Raw genomic sequence first — 15,999 nt, forward strand, 5'->3', positions numbered from 1 at the left:
CCATCTCGAGGAAGGCCTCGACGCGGACCTTCCAGCTCTCCCGCTCCCCCGCAGAGAGGTCGGTATCCAGGCAAAGAAACGGGATCCCGCGTTCCCTTGCCCCCTCGGCGATCCACGGGAGATCCCCCCCTTCCGGCTCGCACCGTCGGACCCGGACCAGGATCACCCGGTCCGCCCCCGACGCCCGGATCCGTTCGAACAGGAAATCGGCCCTCGGGGTCCCCCCGTCGTGAAGCGTCGAGCAGGGCTCCCGACCCAGGTGCCGCCGGACGAGGGAGAGAGCCGCGTCCCCCGTTCCCGCGGCCTCACCGGCATAATACCGGTGTCCCAGGGCGAGATCGTTTCCCACGAGGGAAGCCCCCGCCCGGTCGAGGGTATCCAGGAGCCCGGGAGGGGCGAGCATGCCGCTGAGAAAAACCTTCCCGCCGATTTGGCTCCCGGGTCCGGCCGGCCGGGAGAGGACGGCGTTCAGGAGTTCGCTGTGCGCTTCCTTCGGGAGCACCATCCCCGCCCGGGAAAGCCAGCCGTACTCCTCCGCGGTGACATACCCCGGGGACTCCGCCATCCGTTCCTCGAGAAGCCCGAACCGCCGGCGGTTCCCGTCGTAGACCCGGAGGGAGCGGTCCAGCGCCCCCTCCGAAACGGGGCGACCGCCCACCTCTTCCGCCCACTCGCGAAACGCCTCGATCCGGTCGAGGAGGAACTCGGCCGCTCCGGGGGAGCTTCCGGACAGGGGAAAGACCATAGGAAACAGCGGTTTCGGATGACCGGAAAGGCGAAGCACTTCATAGGCGTTCTGGAGGGTGTCGCAGGTGGAGGGAAAGACCCAGGCGTCGATCCGGGCGCCGAGATCTCCCCGGATCGCCGAGAAGATCCCCCGGAGGACGGGACAAAGGAACGGCGGACCCCCCCCGGGGGAAGGGGAGGAATCCTCGGTCCCCCACACGGTCACCGGGAGCATCCCGGCCGCGTGGAGCAGCTCCTCCGGAGCGTGGAGGGGGGCGCACCCGACCGCCTTCCTCCCGGAAAACATCTTCCAGCGGGACACGGCGGCCACCGGATCCGTGCAGGCGGCGGACGCGGTGCGGAAGGCGCCGTCGGCCCCCCCGGCGATCATCGTCCCCTCACGCCCCCTGGTAGATGACCGCGAGGATCAGGGCTTCCTTCTCCTCGGTGGAATGGACGTGGTGCGGGATCGTCGAGTTGTAGTAGATGCAGTCCCCCTCGGAGAGGACGTCGGAGAACTTGTCGAGGAAGACCTCCACCTTCCCGGAGAGGACGTAGAGGAACTCCTCCCCTTCGTGGCTGTTCCGCGCGACGTTGCGATCGAGCAGCGGCTTCAGGCGCACCAGGAACGGCTCCATCTTCCGCCCCGCCTTTCCCACCCCGAGCGCCTCGTAGGCGTAGGCCGACTGCCCCCCCTCCTTCAGCCCCACCCGGGAGACGGTGGTCCGGTCGGTCTTCCGCACGATCGAGAAGGCACGCTCCTCCTTCCCCCCGATGAAGGCGGACACCGAGGTCCCGAGCGCGTTCGCGATCTTGACCAGGGTCCCCAGCGGCGGCGAGGTCATCCGGTTCTCGATCTGGGACAACAGCGCCGAGGAGAAGCCGGTCTTCTCCGCCAGCTGCTGGAGGGACACCCCGACCTCCTCCCGGAACTGCCGGATATGGTCTCCCACCTGCACCTCGGGATCCCCCGCGGCGGGGCCCCAGTCGCCGGATTCCTCCGCGATCTTGGACAGCAGGTCGTCCATCGATTCGTCACGAGTGAATTCTGGCAAAGGACTCCCCCTCCTTCAGGGCGTTGACGTTCAGCGGGATGAACTTCTCGTACTTCTTCGAGACGACCTTCGGGATGCAGTCGAAAAGCGTCTGCATCGAGACGACCCCGGTCATCGCCACGTAGGCCCCCAGCGCGACCATCGAGGCGAGCTGCTGGCTCCCGACCGCCTCGCGGGCGATGTCGTTCGCGGGGAGCGCCAGGAGACGGAGATCGGCCCTTCCCACCTTCGCCGGATCGACGAGGGAGCTGTTGATCAGGAGGTTCCCCCCCTTCCGGACGAGCGGAAGATACCGGTCCAGCGAGGGGGCGTTCATCACGACGCACGATTCCGGAAGTCCCACCACCGGGGATCCGATCTCCTCGTCCGAGATCACGACGGTGCAGTTCGCGGTCCCTCCCCGCATCTCCACCCCGTACGCCGGGAAATAGGTCACCTGCTTTTCCTCGTCCATCGCGGCGATGGCGAGCAGGTTCCCGATCATCAGGATCCCCTGCCCTCCGAAGCCGGCCATGATCACGTCGGTGGTCATACGAAGTCCGCCTGTGTCCGTTCCTTGTACACGCCCAGGGGGAAGTATTCCGACATCTCCCCGAGCACCCGCTCCTGAGCCTCCAGCGGCTTCATTCCCCAGTTCGTCGGGCAGGTCGACAGGAATTCCACGATGGAAAACCCCATCTCCCGGATCTGCATCTCGAAGGCCTTCCGCACCGCCTCCTTGGCCTTCCGGATCTGTGCCGGGGTGCTGGTCGCCACGCGGGCCGAATAGGCGGTCCCCTCCAGGGTGGCGAGCAGCTCGGCCATCTTGATGGGGTACCCGTCGTTCCGGAAATCCCGGCCGTAGGGGGAGGTGGAGGTCCTCTGCCCGAGCATGGTCGTCGGGGCCATCTGCCCTCCCGTCATCCCGTAGGTGGTGTTGTTCACGAAGAGGACGGTGATGTTCTCCCCCCGGTTCGCCGCGTGGATGATCTCGGAGGTCCCGATCGCCGCGAGGTCGCCGTCCCCCTGATAGGTGAAGACGAACTTGTCGGGCTGGGCCCGCTTCACCCCCGTCGCCACGGCCGGAGCCCGCCCGTGGGGGGCCTCCGCGACGTCCACGTCGATGTAGTCGTACAGGAACACGGAGCATCCGACACAGGCGACGCCGATCGTCTTCTCGCGCAGATCGTACCGGTCGATCGTCTCGGCGAGGATCCGGTGCGCGATCCCGTGGTGGCACCCGGGACAGAAGTGTGTCCGCACGTCCACGAGGCTTTTCGGACGGTCGAACATCTGCCGGGAGAACCGTTCCTTCCCCGGGCTCTTCACGGCCTCTTCCCCGCGAGCGTCCGGATCTCCCCCAGGATCTCCTCGGGGGTGGGCATCGCGCACGGCTTTCCGAGGAAGCGGATCCGGTCGTGATGCCTCGTGCTCATCCGCACGTCCTCCACCATCTGGCCGGTGTTCATCTCCACGACGAGCACGACGTCCGCCGCCTCCGCCGCCTCGTCGACCTGCGCCGACGGGAACGGGAAGAGACTGACCGGACGGAGCATCCCGGCCGGGATCCCCTCCTGCCTCGCCCACTGGATCGCCGTCTTGCACACCCGGGCTGCAGTTCCGAAGGCGACGATCGCGATCGTCGCCCCGTCGAGACGGAAGCGCTCGAAGAGCACCTCCTCCTCCCGCATCCGCTCGTACTTGCGGAACAGCTTCCAGTTGTGGACCTCGATGGCGTTGTCCTTCAGGTAGAGCGATTTCACGTTCTGCCGGGGACGCCCCTTGCAGCCGGTCAGGGCCCACGGCTTTTCCGGCGGGACCGACGGCTCGTACGGGACCGGCGTGAAGGGCTCCTTCATCTGGCCGACGATCGCGTCCCCGAGGACCATCGCGGGGTTCCGGTACTTGTCGGCCAGGTCGAAGGCCCGCATGGTGAGCGAGTACATCTCCTGGACGGAGTGCGGGGCGAGGACGGGCATCCGGTATCCCCCGTGGCCGCCGCACTTGACCGCCTGGAAGTAGTCCCCCTGCGACGGGGCGATCCCCCCGAGGCCGGGCCCGGAGCGGGAGATGTTCACGATCACCGCCGGGAGCTCGGAGCCGGCCATGTAGGAGAGCCCCTCCTGCATCAGGGAGATCCCGGGGCCGGAGGAGGAGGTCATGACCCGCTTCCCCGACGCGGCCGTCCCCAGGATGAAATTGATCGTCGCAACCTCGCTCTCGGCCTGGAGAAAGGTGCCGCCCATCGTGGGGAGGTGCGTGGACATGTACTCGGGGATGTCGTTCTGGGGGGTGATCGGATAGCCGTAGTAGAAACGGCATCCCGCGGCGATCGCCCCCAGGCAGATCGCCACGTTCCCCTTCATCAGCTCCCGGCGGATCTCCACGGCGGCGGCCTTCATCTCCACACCCGGATGCAGACGTCGGGGCAGAACTCCGCGCAGATGGCGCATCCCGTGCAAGCCTCGGGGCGGGCGAACACCGCGGAGGCGTACCCCTGGGAGTTCCTCTCCGCCCCGATCTCGATGCAATCCTTCGGGCATGCGGGGACGCAGAGCTCGCACGACTTGCATCGCTCGAAGTCGATCTCGATCCGCCCCGTCGCCCTGGCGGCGCTTTCCTTCATGGCCCGGCTCATCCCTCTCAGTCGTATTTCGGCTTGAACTCGAAGTAGTGCGTGGTGTCGATCAGGCGGGTCGTCCGCGATTTCGACCGCATCACGATCGACTGGGTGTGGGCCCCTCCGCTGAAAAAGCGGACGCCCCGGAGGAAATCCCCGAAGGTGACTCCGGTCGCCGCGAACATCACGTCGCTCTTCGCCAGGTCCTCCAGCCGGTACACCCTTCCGGGATCGTCGATCCCCATCGTCTTGGCCCGCGCGATCTCCTCCGGGTTCCGAAACTTGAGGATCCCATGGAAATCGCCCCCCATGCACTTCAGGGCGGCCGCGGCGAGCACCCCCTCCGGGGCGCCCCCCACGCCCATCAGGACGTCGACCCCGGATCCGTCCTTCGCGGTCGCGATCGCCCCCGCGACGTCGCCGTCCCCGATCAGCTTGATCCGGACTCCCGCGGCGCGGCACTCCCGGATCAGTTCCTGGTGGCGCGGGCGATCGAGGATCACGACGCAGAGGTCTTCCATGTACACCTTCAGCGCCTTGGCGATGCTGCGCAGGTTTTCGGTCGGGGTCGCCGTGATGTCGATCACTCCCGCCGCCTTCGGTCCCACCGCGATCTTCTGCATGTAGGTATCGGGGGCGTGCAGGAATCCCCCCTCCTCCGCGATGGCGATCACCGCCAGGGCGTTGTTCCCCCCGGTAGCGACGATCGTCGTCCCCTCGAGCGGGTCGACCGCGATGTCCACCGCGGGGGAGTCGGAGGCTCCGACCTCCTCGCCGATATAGAGCATGGGCGCCTCGTCCCGCTCCCCCTCGCCGATGACGACCCGTCCCCTGAAATTCACGGCGTTGAAGGCTTTCCGCATCGCCGTGACGGCCGCCTGGTCCGCCGCCACGTTGTCGCCCCGGCCCATGAGCCGCGCCGCCGCAAGCGCCGCCGCTTCCGTCACCCGTACCACCTCGAGCGCCAGATTCCGATCCATAGCCCCTATCCCTCCTCTCCGGCCGTCGGTCTCCGGCCTGTCCGCTCCCGGAACCCCGGGGGCACGCGGACCACCCTGCCCGCGTCGTCGGTGAAGGCATGCACCGTCGAACCTTCGGTGAGAACGGCTCCGTCGCTCCGCACGATCCGGTACCGGAAGGAGACGCTCGCACGCCCGAGTTCCCCGATCCCCGCATGGATCTCGAGGAGATCGTCGTACCGGGCCGGCAAGAGGTACCGGACGGCCGCTTCCGTGACCGGGAGATGGATCCCGGTCGCGATCAGCTCGCGATACTCCATCCCCATCCGGCGCAGCAGCTCGACCCGGCCCGCCTCGAACCACCGCAGGTAGTTTGCGTAGTAGACGATCCCCATGGCATCGGTGTCCGCAAAGAGCACCCGGACCGTCGCGACGGGCATCATCGGAACCCGGTCAGCGTCTGCCGAGGAGATACCCGATCAGGGAAGTCCCCGCCGCCACGAACTGCCCCGTGGCCTTCGCGTCCGCTTCCGTGTACCGCTTCCCCGCGAAGGAGGAAAGCCCTTCGGGGGTCGGGTAGAAGACGAACGGAACCGGTTCCTGGGAATGGGTCCGTATCGCCACCGGGGTCGGGTGATCGGGAAGCACCAGTATCCGAAGGTCCCCTTCGTTGCGGGCGCGCGTCAGGAGCGGTCCCACGATCTCCGCGTCGATCCGCTCGATCGCCCGGACCTTTTCCTCCGCGTCCCCGTTGTGCCCCGCCTCGTCGGGCGCCTCGACGTGGATCAGGACGAAATCCCGCTCCGCGAGCTCCCGGAGAGCAACCTCCCCCTTCCCCCGGAAATTCGTGTCGGTGTAGCCGGTGGCCCCCGGAACGTTCACCACGCGAAGCCCCGCGTAGGACCCGATCCCCTTGATCAGGTCGACCGCCGCCACGACCGACCCCGAGAGTCCATACCGCTCCGGGAAGGGGGACATCTTCGGAGCTTTCCCCTGGCCCCAGAGCCAGATGGAGTTGGCCGGCAGCTTTCCCGCCTCGACCCGTTTCCAGTTCACCGTGTGGTCGGAGAACAGTTCGCGGGAGATCTCCATCAGCTCGAGCAGCAGCTCGGCCCCGTCCCCCTTGGGAAGATACTCGGTGATCTTCTTCCCGTGGATGTCGTGGGGGGGAGTGGTGACGACGGCGTCGTTTCCTCCCGGCCAGACCATGAGATGCCGGTAGCTCACGCCCGGGTGGAAGCGGACTCCCTTGCCGTCGACCAGCGCCTGGAGCGACGCCAGAAGCTCGGCGGCCTCCTTCGTGCCGATGTGCCCCGCCGAGAAATCCTCCATCTCCGAGTCGGCGCCGCTATGCTTCAGGCAGACCACGTTGCAGCGCACCGCGACGTCGTCCTCCCCGAGTTCCACCCCCATCGAGGCGGCTTCCAGGGGGGAACGGCCCGTGTAGACTTCCCGCGGATCGTAGCCCAGGATACTCAGGTTCGACACGTCGCTCCCGGGATACATCTCGACCGGGACGACCTGGACCATCCCGACCGCGCCTTCCGAAGCCATGGAATCGAGGTTCGGCTTCCTCGCCGCCTCCAGCGGGGTCTTTCCGCCGAGCGCCGGGACCGGCCAGTCGGACATGCCGTCGCCGATCAGAATGACGAATTTCCGCGCCACCGCCCCTCCCTTTAGAATCCGAGCACCCGGATCACCTGCGGCATCTCCGGGGGGATCGTGACCGCCTCCACCGACTGCGCGATCGCGTTGTCGGGGTCCTTCAGGCCGTGGCCGGTCAGCGTGCAGACGACCCGGTCCCCCTTCGCGAAGAACGATTCCCTCCCCAATTTTACCACGCCGGCGACGGAAGCCGCGGAAGCCGGCTCGCAGAAGATCCCTTCCGTCTCCGCGACCAGCTTGTAGGCCTCGAGAATCTCCGCGTCGCTGACCATCCGGATCATCCCTCCCGACTCGTCCCGGGCCGCTTCCGCCTGCTTCCAGGAGGCGGGGTTCCCGATCCGGATGGCGGTCGCCACCGTCTCCGGCTTCCGCACCGGCGCCCCGCGGACGATCGGCGCGGCCCCTTCCGCCTGCCATCCGAGCATCTTCGGGAGCCGGGTAATCTTTCCCGCTTCGCGGTACGCCTTGTAGCCCGCCCAGTAGGCGGTGATGTTCCCGGCGTTCCCCACGGGAAGGACATGCCAGTCCGGGGCGTCCCCCAGGGCGTCGCAGATCTCGAAGGACGCGCTCTTCTGCCCTTCGATCCGGTACGGGTTCAGCGAGTTCACCAGGGTCACCGGATATCTCTCCGAGATCTCCTTCACCAGCGCCAGTGCGTCGTCGAAGTTTCCCAGGATCTGGACGACCTGCGCCCCGTGGATCATTGCCTGGGAGAGCTTCCCGAGGGCGATCTTTCCCTCCGGGATCAGGACGAACGCCTTCATCCCTGCGCGCGCCGCGTAGGCGGCGGTGGAGGCCGAGGTGTTCCCGGTGGAGGCGCAGATCACCTTGTCCGCCCCTTCCGCCTTCGCCATGGATACGGCCATCGTCATCCCGCGGTCCTTGAACGAGCCGGTGGGGTTTTGCCCCTCGCACTTGAGGTGCAGGTCGATCCCCGGTGCGATCGCCTTCGCGAGGTTCTGCGCCCGGAGGAGCGGCGTGTTCCCCTCGAGAAGCGTCACGACGCAGTCGTCGGACACCTTCGGCAGGAGGGCGGAATAGCGGCGGATGATCCCTTCCCAGTGCATCGCTTGCATTCCTTTACAGGCTGTTTTCTATCCGGATCATCCGCGTCCGGTCGAGGACGACGGGGAGCCGGTCGGTTTCCTCGAGGGCCGCGCGGACGTCCCGCTCCTTCGCGTGGTGCGTCTGGATGAAGATCGGCACCGCGCTCTCCGCCTTGCGACCCTTCTGGATCACCGACGAAATGCTGATCGAGTGCGCGCCGAGGACCCCGGCGATCCTGGAAAGCACCCCCGGCTTGTCGAGCACCTGGAACCGCAGGTAGTACTCGGACTTCACGTCGGAGAAGGGAAAGACCGGGGTCTTGCCCCCATTCCCCGGGTGATGGAAGCCGCTGGGCGGGATCCGCCCCCTGGCTCCCCTGCGGAGATCCCGGGCGATCTCGATGATGTCGCTCACCACCGCGGAAGCGGTCGGAAGCTGCCCCGCGCCCGGGCCGTAGTAGAGGGTCGAACCGACGAAGTCCCCCTTCACGTAGATCGCATTGAAGGCTCCCCCCACGGTGGCGAGGAGGTGCCCCTCGGGGATCATCGTCGGGTGGACGTGGACCTCCACGCCGGACTCCTTCTGCTTCGCGGTCGCCAGCAGCTTGATCACGTACCCGAACTCCCGCGCGAACGCGATGTCCTGGGCGGTGATGTCCCGGATCCCCTCCACGTAGATCTCCCGAAGCGGGACCGATCCCCCCGTTGCGAGCCAGACGAGGATCGCGAGCTTGTGGGCGGAGTCGATCCCGTCGACGTCGAACGACGGGTTCGCCTCGGCGAGCCCGATCCGCTGCGCCTCGGCGAGCACCTCCGCGAACTCCTTCCCCTCGCCCGTCATCCGGCTCAATATGTAGTTGCAGGTCCCGTTGATGATCCCGTGGAACTCCAGGATCCGGTTCGCCGCGAGCCCTTCCCGCATCGCCCGGATGATGGGAATTCCGCCGCCCACGCTCGCCTCGAATCCGATATCCACGCCGGCGGCGGTGACCGCCCGGCTGATCTCCGCCCCGTGCTCGGCCATCAGCGCCTTGTTCGCCGTCACGACCGACTTGCCGTTCCGGACCGCCTCCAGGAGGTATTCCCGGGCGTCGCCGGTCCCGCCGATCAGCTCCACGAAGATCTGGACGGCGGGATCCCGTGCCACCTGGAGGCCGTCCCGGATCAGCGTCCCCTCCGGCAGCTTCACCCCGCGGTCGCGGTCGAGATCGAGGTCGGCGACGCGCACCAGCCGGATCGGCACCCCCACCCGCTGCCGCAGCAGGCCGGCGTTCTCCAGCAGCAGCTTTGCCGTGCCGGAGCCGACCGTCCCGAACCCGACGATCCCGACCCCGATCTCCGCGGCCAGGGTCATCGCGCCCCGCCCTTCACCGGCGCCTGGAGCACCGCCCTCGCTCCCCGGATCGCCTGGCGGATCCTGTGCTCGTTCTCGACCAGGGCGAACCGGACGAACCCCTCCCCGTGCTCCCCGAATCCTAATCCCGGGGATACGGCCACCTTCCCCTTGGTCAGCAGCAGCTTGGAGAACTCGACCGACCCCATTGCCCGGAACGGTTCCGGGACCGGCGCCCACACGAACATCGTCCCCTTCGGTTTCGGAAACTCCCACCCGATGCGGGCGAACCCGTCCACGAGGCAGTCCCGCCGCTTCCGGTACACCTCGACGGCCTCGTCGACGACCCGGTAGGGGCCGTTCAGCGCCACGGTGGCGGCGATCTGGATCGCCTGGAACATCCCGTAGTCGAGATACGACTTGATCCGGGTGAGCGCTCCGACCATCCGCTTGTTTCCGACCACGAACCCGACCCTCCATCCGGGCATCGAGTATCCCTTCGACATCGAGTAGAGCTCCACCGCGACATCCTTGGCGCCCGGAACCTGCAGGATGGAAGGCGCCTTGTACCCGTCGAACACGAGGTCCGCGTAGGCGAGGTCGTGGATGATCAGGATCTCGTGCTCCTTCGCGAAGGCGACCACCCGCTTGAAGAAATCGAGGTCGACCACCTCGGTGGTCGGGTTGTGCGGATAGGAGATAATCATCACCTTGGGCTTCGGCCACAGCGTCTTCATCGCCCTGCGGGCCCTGTCGAGGAAATCCCCCTCCCCGCTGGTGAGCGAGATCGAGCGGACGTCGGCGTTCGAAATCACCACCGAGTAGGCATGGATCGGGTAGGTGGGGTTCGGGACCAGCGCGATGTCCCCCGGACCCATGATCGCCAGGACCAGGTGCGACAGCCCCTCCTTGGCCCCGATGGTGGCGATCGCCTCGGTGTCGGGGTCGAGCTCCACGTCGAATCTCCGTTTGTACCAGTTGCAGATGGCGAGCCGAAGCTTCGGGATCCCCCGCGAGGCGGAATACCGGTGGTTCCGGGGGTTCTTCGCGGCCTCGACCAGCTTCTCGACGATATGCTTCGGGGTGGGCAGGTCAGGGTTCCCCATCCCGAGGTCGATGATGTCCTCCCCCCCCTTGCGGAGCTTCGCCTTCAGGTCGGTGACGACGGCCAGAACGTACGGGGGAAGCCGTTTGATGCGTGGGAATTCTTCCATGCCCTCTCTCCTGAAAAGGATAAAAAAGATATCCTAATGAATCCCGGGGAGTTAGTCAATTTCTGCCCCCCGGGAAAGATCCCTCGCCCGGATCCAGCTTCCGAGCGGCGCATGCTCCGGCAGGAGGAGGCCGGGGTCCCTTTCCATCAGGAGGGAGGCGATCTCCCGTGCCCGGGAGAGGATCCCGGCGTCCCGGACGATGTCGGAAAAGACCAGGTCGGGGATTCCGGACTGCCGGATCCCCGCGAAGTCGCCCGGGCCCCGGATCCGCAGGTCCTCCTCGGCGATGACGAAGCCGTTCGTGGTCTTCTCCATGACCGACAGCCGCTCGACGGCCTCTTCCCCTCCGCCTCCCCCCAGGACCAGGAGGCAGATCGACGCGCGCTTTCCCCTTCCGACCCTTCCGCGGAGCTGGTGGAGCTGGGAGAGGCCGAAGCGCTCGGCATGCTCGATCATCATCACGGTCGCCTCGGGAATGTCCACCCCCACCTCCACCACGGTGGTGCACACCAGGATCCGGATCTCCCCAGACTGGAAGCGCCGCATGACCGCTTCCTTCTCCTCCCCTTTCATCCGGCCGTGCAGCAGTCCGACTCCGATGTCCGGGAACAACTCCCGGACCCGCTCGGAGGTCTTCTTCGCGTCCCGCAGGGAGATCTTCTCCGATTCCTCGACGAGCGGAAGGACGACGTAGGCGCGGCCGCCCTCCTCAAGCTCCCGGCGGACGGTCTCCCAGCACTGGGCCCGCTCCCCTTCCCGCACGATCCGGGTCCGGACCGGGGTTCTCCCGGGAGGCATCTCGTCGAGCACGGAGACGTCGAGGTCCCCGTAGAGCGTCATCGCGAGGGTCCGGGGGATCGGCGTGGCGGTCATCACCAGAAGGTGCGGCGCCATCCTTCCCTTCCCCCGCAGGGCGGCCCGCTGGTGAACGCCGAACCGGTGCTGCTCGTCCACGATCCCCAGCGCCATCTCCCGGAACTCGACCCCCTCCTGGATGATCGCGTGGGTCCCGATCACGATGTCGGCCTTTCCGTCCCGGATCTCCTTCCGGATCTTCTCCTTCTCACGGGCCGGAAGGGAGGCCGTCAGGAGGACCACCCGCGCTCCGAGTCCGCGCGAAAGGTCGAGGAACCTCCGGTGATGCTGCTCGGAGAGGATCTCGGTCGGAGCCATCAGGGCCGACTGCGCCCCCTTCCTCCAGGCCACCATCGAGGCGATCCAGGCGACGATCGTCTTGCCGCTCCCCACGTCTCCCTGGAGGAGCCGGTGCATCGGGTGCGACCGGGACATGTCCCGAAGGATCTCGTTCACCACGCGCCGCTGGGCCCCCGTCAGCTCGAAGGGGAGCCGCCGCTTGATCTCCCCGACGATCTCCCGGTCCCAGGGCAGCGGGGTCGCCGCCTCCTGCGTCACGCCGGCGCGGCGGCGGACGAGGGTCCACTGGATATGGAAGAGCTCCCCGAACACGAGCCGCTGCTGCGCCGGGGAGGACCATGAGAGGAGGGTCGAGGCCTCCGCGTCCGCCGGGGGGAAATGGAGGGTCGAGAGGGAATCGCCGAGCGGCGGAACTCCCGCCATCTCCAGGATCCAGGCCGGGAAGACCTCCCGCTCCGACGAGGCGAACCGGCTCACTACCTCCCACTGGATCCGCCGGACCGTCTTCGCCGGGACCCCCTCCACCTCGGGGTACACCGGGACGATCCTCCCGAGATGGACCGGGTCGTCCTCGGCCGACTCCGCGAGGATCTCGGGATGGTGCATCTCGGGCTGGAACCGGAAGATCCGCACCGTCCCGCACAGGGTGACGGTCCGGCCGGCCTGGAACCGCTCCTTCAGGGAGGGGTGGATCCGAAACCATTTCGCGGTGATCCGCCCGGTGCCGTCCGAGAGGACCACTTCGAAGGTGCGGGCCCTGCCGGACATCCGGAACCCCTCCCGAACCGCGAGGATGGAACCGCGCACCGGAACGGTCGTCCCCGGGACCAGCTCCCGCATCGGGACCACCGTGCGCCGGTCCTCGTATCCCCTCGGGAAGAAGTAGAGGGCATCCTGCGGAGTGCGGATCCCCCGCGAGGCCAGTCTTTCGGCGAGCCTGGGCCCCACCCCCTTGACGAACTGGATGGAGAGAGGCTCCGTCACCTTGCCGTCCCGTGGTACTCCTGAAGGCTGCGGACGGTCATCTCCTCGGAGATCAGGTGGGAGATCGCGTGGGCCGCCGCTTTCGCCGCGGCCAGGGTGGTGAAATAGGGGATGTTGTAGACGAGCGCCGCCCGCCGGATATAGTAGGAGTCGGCCTTGGACTGGGCGCCCAGCGGCGTGTTGATGACGATGGCGATCTCGCCGTTCTTGATCCGGTCGGCGACGTGGGGCCGCCCCTCCGTGACCTTAAGCACCGTCTCCGCCGGGATTCCGCGGGCGTTGAGGAACGCCGCCGTGCCGGAGGTCGCCAGGATCCCGAAGCCGGATTCGTGGAGGATCCTCACGGCTCCCAGGATCCCCTCCTTGTCCGCGTCGCGCACGCTGAGGAAGACCTTTCCCTCCTTCGGGAGCATCGTCCCGGCGGCGATCTGGGCCTTGGCGAAGGCCCGCCCGAACTTGACGTCGATCCCCATCACCTCCCCGGTGGACTTCATCTCGGGCCCCAGCAGGGTGTCCACGTCGGGCAGCTTGATGAAGGGGAAGACCGCCTCCTTCACGCTGAAATATGGAGGGGTGATGTCCTCTGTAAACCCTAGATCGGCCAGCTTCTTCCCGACCATCACCTTCGCGGCCAGCTTCGCGAGAGGGACTCCGATCGCCTTGCTCACGAAGGGGACGGTGCGGGAGGCGCGCGGATTCACCTCCAGGATGTAGATCTCCCCCTTCTGGATCGCGAACTGGACGTTCATCAGCCCCACCACGCCGAGCTCCCGCGCGAGCGCCTTCGCCTGCCGTCCGATCTCCCGGACCGTCTCCGGGGGTATCGAGTGCGGCGGGAGGGAGCAGGCGGAGTCGCCGGAGTGGACACCCGCCTCCTCGATATGCTCCATCACCCCCCCGATCACCACCGTCTCCCCGTCCGAGATCGCGTCGACGTCGATCTCGATCGCGTCCTCGAGGAACCGGTCGATCAGCACCGGCTTTTCCTCGGACGCCTCGACCGCATGCTCGAGGTACCGCCGAAGGTCCCCCTCTTCGTGGACGATCTCCATCGCCCGGCCGCCCAGGACATAGGAGGGCCGGATCAGGACCGGGTAGCCGATCCGGTTCGCGATCCGGACCGCCTCCTCGGCCGACCGGGCGATCCCGCTCGGCGGCTGCTTCAGGCGGAGCAGGTCGAGCAGCTCCTTGAACCGCTCCCGGTCCTCGGCCCGGTCGATGCTGTCGGGAGAGGTCCCCAGGATCCGGATCCCCTCCCGCTCGAGGGGGACCGCGAGCTTCAGGGGAGTCTGCCCCCCGAACTGGACGATGATCCCCTCGGGCTTCTCCACCTCGAGGATCGACAGCACGTCCTCCTTCGTGAGCGGCTCGAAGTAGAGACGGTCCGAGGTATCGTAGTCTGTCGAGACGGTCTCCGGGTTGCAGTTCACCATGATCGCCTCGTACCCCTCCTCCCGGAGGGCGAAGACGCCGTGGACGCAGCAGTAGTCGAACTCGATTCCCTGCCCGATCCGGTTCGGCCCCCCTCCCAGGATCACCACCTTCCTCTTCGGGGAGCGGACCGCCTCGTTCTCCTCGTCGTAGGAGGAGTAGAAATAGGGGGTGTAGGCCTCGAATTCGGCCCCGCAGGTGTCGACCCGCTTGTATCCCGGACGGATTCCGGCGCGCAGTCGCGTCCGGCGCACCTCGTCCTCGGTGGAGCCGAACAGCCGGGCGAGCCTGCGGTCGGAAAACCCGTTCCCCTTGGCCTCCCGGAGGAACTCCGCGGCCCCTTCCGGGATCGGGCCGCCGGAAGCGATCGCCCGGAACGCCTCCCCGCGGCCGGCAAGCTCCCCCTCGGCGGCGATGATCCTCCGGATCCCCTCGAGAAACCAGGGGTCGATCCCGGTCAGCCGCTGGATCTCGTCGATCCTCCATCCGTCCCGGAAGGCCTCGCCGATGTAGAGGAGGCGCTTCGAGTTGGGGCGGCGGAGCATTTCCTCGATCTGCTTTCGTTTCGCCTCGGGCGTGGTTCCCTTTCCTCCCACCGGCTCGAACCCGTAGATCCCCGTTTCCAGGGAGCGGAGGGCCTTCTGCAGCGACTCCTGGAAGGTCCGGCCGATCGCCATCACCTCCCCCACCGACTTCATCTGGGTGCCGAGGATGTCCTTGGTCTGCGGGAACTTCTCGAAGGTGAACCGTGGGATCTTCGTCACCACGTAGTCGATCGTCGGCTCGAAGGAGACGGGGGTTACCCGGGTGATGTCGTTGGGGATCTCGTCCAGGGTGTACCCCACCGCGAGCTTGGCGGCGATCTTCGCGATCGGGAACCCGGTCGCCTTGGAAGCGAGGGCCGAGGAGCGCGACACCCGTGGGTTCATCTCGATCACCACCATCTCTCCGGTCTCCGGATGGACCGCGAACTGGATATTGGACCCCCCCGTGTCGACCCCGATCTCCCGGATGATCCGGATGGCGGCGTTGCGCATCCGCTGGTACTCCTTGTCGGTCAGCGTCTGCGCCGGGGCCACGGTGATCGAGTCGCCCGTATGGACCCCCATCGGGTCGAGATTCTCGATCGAGCAGACGATCACGACGTTATCGTTCCGGTCCCGCATCACCTCGAGCTCGAACTCCTTCCAGCCGATGACCGACTGCTCGACGAGGACGGTCCGCTTCGGCGAAGCGTCCAGCGCCCACCGGATCCCCTCCTCGTATTCCTCCCGGTTGTAGGCAATCCCCGCACCGGTCCCGCCGAGGGTGAAGGAGGGGCGGAGGATCGCCGGGTATCCGATCTCCGGGATCACCTGGATCGCCTCCTCCAGGGAGCGGATGTAGCCGGACCGGGGGACTTTCAGGTCGACGTTCTCCATCGCCTTGCGGAACAGGTCCCGGTCCTCGGCCTTCTGGATGGCGTCGAAACTCGCCCCGATCAGCTCCACCCCGAACGTTTCGAGGACCCCCATCTCGTGCAGGGAGACGGCGATGTTCAGACCCGTCTGCCCGCCGATCGTGGGAAGGAGGGCGTCGGGGCGCTCCCGCTCGATGATCTTCGCGACGATCTCCGGGGTGATCGGCTCGATGTAGGTCCGGTCGGCGAAATCGGTGTCGGTCATGATGGTCGCCGGGTTGCTGTTCACCAGGACGATCTCGTACCCCTCCTCCCGGAGCGCCTTGCAGGCCTGGGTGCCCGAGTAGTCGAACTCGCAGGCCTGCCCGATGATGATGGGGCCGGAGCCGATCAGCAGGATCTTCCGGATGTCGGTGCGCTTCGGCACTCGTTC

Annotated in this window: 14 protein-coding genes; all 14 read right to left on the minus strand. The window is 67.1% G+C overall.

Annotated features, from left to right (window positions below):
* Positions 1 to 1,117 (minus strand): hypothetical protein (locus A2X88_01470; GenBank protein OGP35858.1); only part of this gene is annotated, 1,117 nt, incomplete at its 3' end.
* Between the two features lie 7 nt (positions 1,118 to 1,124).
* Positions 1,125 to 1,733 (minus strand): hypothetical protein, encoded by a 609-nt coding sequence (locus A2X88_01475; protein OGP35881.1) that lies wholly within the window; start codon positions 1,731 to 1,733, stop codon positions 1,125 to 1,127.
* A gap of 28 nt (positions 1,734 to 1,761) precedes the next feature.
* On the minus strand, positions 1,762 to 2,313 hold the full coding sequence (locus A2X88_01480) for a 2-oxoacid:ferredoxin oxidoreductase subunit gamma (protein ID OGP35859.1): 552 nt from the start codon (positions 2,311 to 2,313) through the stop codon (positions 1,762 to 1,764).
* Positions 2,310 to 3,053, minus strand: coding sequence for a 2-oxoglutarate oxidoreductase (locus tag A2X88_01485; GenBank protein OGP35882.1), 744 nt, complete (start codon positions 3,051 to 3,053; stop codon positions 2,310 to 2,312). The genes A2X88_01480 and A2X88_01485 overlap by 4 nt, the downstream gene beginning before the upstream one ends.
* Before the next feature lie 32 nt (positions 3,054 to 3,085).
* Positions 3,086 to 4,162, minus strand: coding sequence for a 3-methyl-2-oxobutanoate dehydrogenase subunit VorB (locus A2X88_01490; protein OGP35883.1), 1,077 nt, complete (start codon positions 4,160 to 4,162; stop codon positions 3,086 to 3,088).
* Entirely contained in the window at positions 4,159 to 4,386 is a 228-nt protein-coding gene (locus A2X88_01495; protein OGP35860.1) for a hypothetical protein, read from the minus strand. The genes A2X88_01490 and A2X88_01495 overlap by 4 nt, the downstream gene beginning before the upstream one ends.
* Positions 4,387 to 4,403: 17 nt before the next feature.
* On the minus strand, positions 4,404 to 5,360 hold the full coding sequence (locus tag A2X88_01500; GenBank protein ID OGP35861.1) for a fructose-bisphosphatase, class II: 957 nt from the start codon (positions 5,358 to 5,360) through the stop codon (positions 4,404 to 4,406).
* Between the two features lie 5 nt (positions 5,361 to 5,365).
* Positions 5,366 to 5,779, minus strand: a complete 414-nt coding sequence (locus tag A2X88_01505) for a hypothetical protein (protein OGP35885.1) — start codon at positions 5,777 to 5,779, stop codon at positions 5,366 to 5,368.
* A gap of 13 nt (positions 5,780 to 5,792) precedes the next feature.
* Positions 5,793 to 6,968: a cofactor-independent phosphoglycerate mutase gene (locus tag A2X88_01510; GenBank protein OGP35884.1), complete on the minus strand. Its 1,176-nt coding sequence runs from the start codon at positions 6,966 to 6,968 to the stop codon at positions 5,793 to 5,795.
* A gap of 47 nt (positions 6,969 to 7,015) precedes the next feature.
* Positions 7,016 to 8,071: a threonine synthase gene (locus A2X88_01515; protein OGP35862.1), complete on the minus strand. Its 1,056-nt coding sequence runs from the start codon at positions 8,069 to 8,071 to the stop codon at positions 7,016 to 7,018.
* A gap of 13 nt (positions 8,072 to 8,084) precedes the next feature.
* Positions 8,085 to 9,404 carry a homoserine dehydrogenase gene (locus A2X88_01520; protein ID OGP35863.1) on the minus strand — a complete coding sequence of 440 codons (1,320 nt, stop codon included), beginning with the start codon at positions 9,402 to 9,404 and terminating at the stop codon, positions 8,085 to 8,087.
* Positions 9,401 to 10,597 (minus strand): alanine transaminase, encoded by a 1,197-nt coding sequence (locus tag A2X88_01525; GenBank protein ID OGP35864.1) that lies wholly within the window; start codon positions 10,595 to 10,597, stop codon positions 9,401 to 9,403. The genes A2X88_01520 and A2X88_01525 overlap by 4 nt, the downstream gene beginning before the upstream one ends.
* A 51-nt stretch (positions 10,598 to 10,648) precedes the next feature.
* On the minus strand, positions 10,649 to 12,736 hold the full coding sequence (locus tag A2X88_01530) for an ATP-dependent DNA helicase RecG (protein OGP35865.1): 2,088 nt from the start codon (positions 12,734 to 12,736) through the stop codon (positions 10,649 to 10,651).
* A complete protein-coding gene (locus A2X88_01535; protein OGP35866.1) occupies positions 12,733 to 15,993 on the minus strand; it encodes a carbamoyl phosphate synthase large subunit in 3,261 nt (1,086 codons plus the stop codon). Before A2X88_01535 ends, A2X88_01530 begins: the two co-directional genes overlap by 4 nt.
* Positions 15,994 to 15,999 lie beyond the last annotated feature (6 nt).

It is taken from the genome of Deltaproteobacteria bacterium GWC2_65_14 (assembly GCA_001797615.1).
Taxonomy (GTDB): domain Bacteria; phylum Desulfobacterota; class Deferrimicrobia; order Deferrimicrobiales; family Deferrimicrobiaceae; genus GWC2-65-14.

Coding starts and splice junctions, on each gene's coding strand:
- A2X88_01480 (OGP35859.1), bottom strand. CDS start 2,313: ATGACCACCGACGTGATCATGGCCGGCTTCGGAGGGCAGGGGATCCTG.
- A2X88_01485 (OGP35882.1), bottom strand. CDS start 3,053: ATGTTCGACCGTCCGAAAAGCCTCGTGGACGTGCGGACACACTTCTGT.
- A2X88_01490 (OGP35883.1), bottom strand. CDS start 4,162: ATGAAGGCCGCCGCCGTGGAGATCCGCCGGGAGCTGATGAAGGGGAAC.
- A2X88_01495 (OGP35860.1), bottom strand. CDS start 4,386: ATGAAGGAAAGCGCCGCCAGGGCGACGGGGCGGATCGAGATCGACTTC.
- A2X88_01500 (OGP35861.1), bottom strand. CDS start 5,360: ATGGATCGGAATCTGGCGCTCGAGGTGGTACGGGTGACGGAAGCGGCG.
- A2X88_01505 (OGP35885.1), bottom strand. CDS start 5,779: ATGCCCGTCGCGACGGTCCGGGTGCTCTTTGCGGACACCGATGCCATG.
- A2X88_01510 (OGP35884.1), bottom strand. CDS start 6,968: ATGTCCGACTGGCCGGTCCCGGCGCTCGGCGGAAAGACCCCGCTGGAG.
- A2X88_01515 (OGP35862.1), bottom strand. CDS start 8,071: ATGCACTGGGAAGGGATCATCCGCCGCTATTCCGCCCTCCTGCCGAAG.
- A2X88_01520 (OGP35863.1), bottom strand. CDS start 9,404: ATGACCCTGGCCGCGGAGATCGGGGTCGGGATCGTCGGGTTCGGGACG.
- A2X88_01525 (OGP35864.1), bottom strand. CDS start 10,597: ATGGAAGAATTCCCACGCATCAAACGGCTTCCCCCGTACGTTCTGGCC.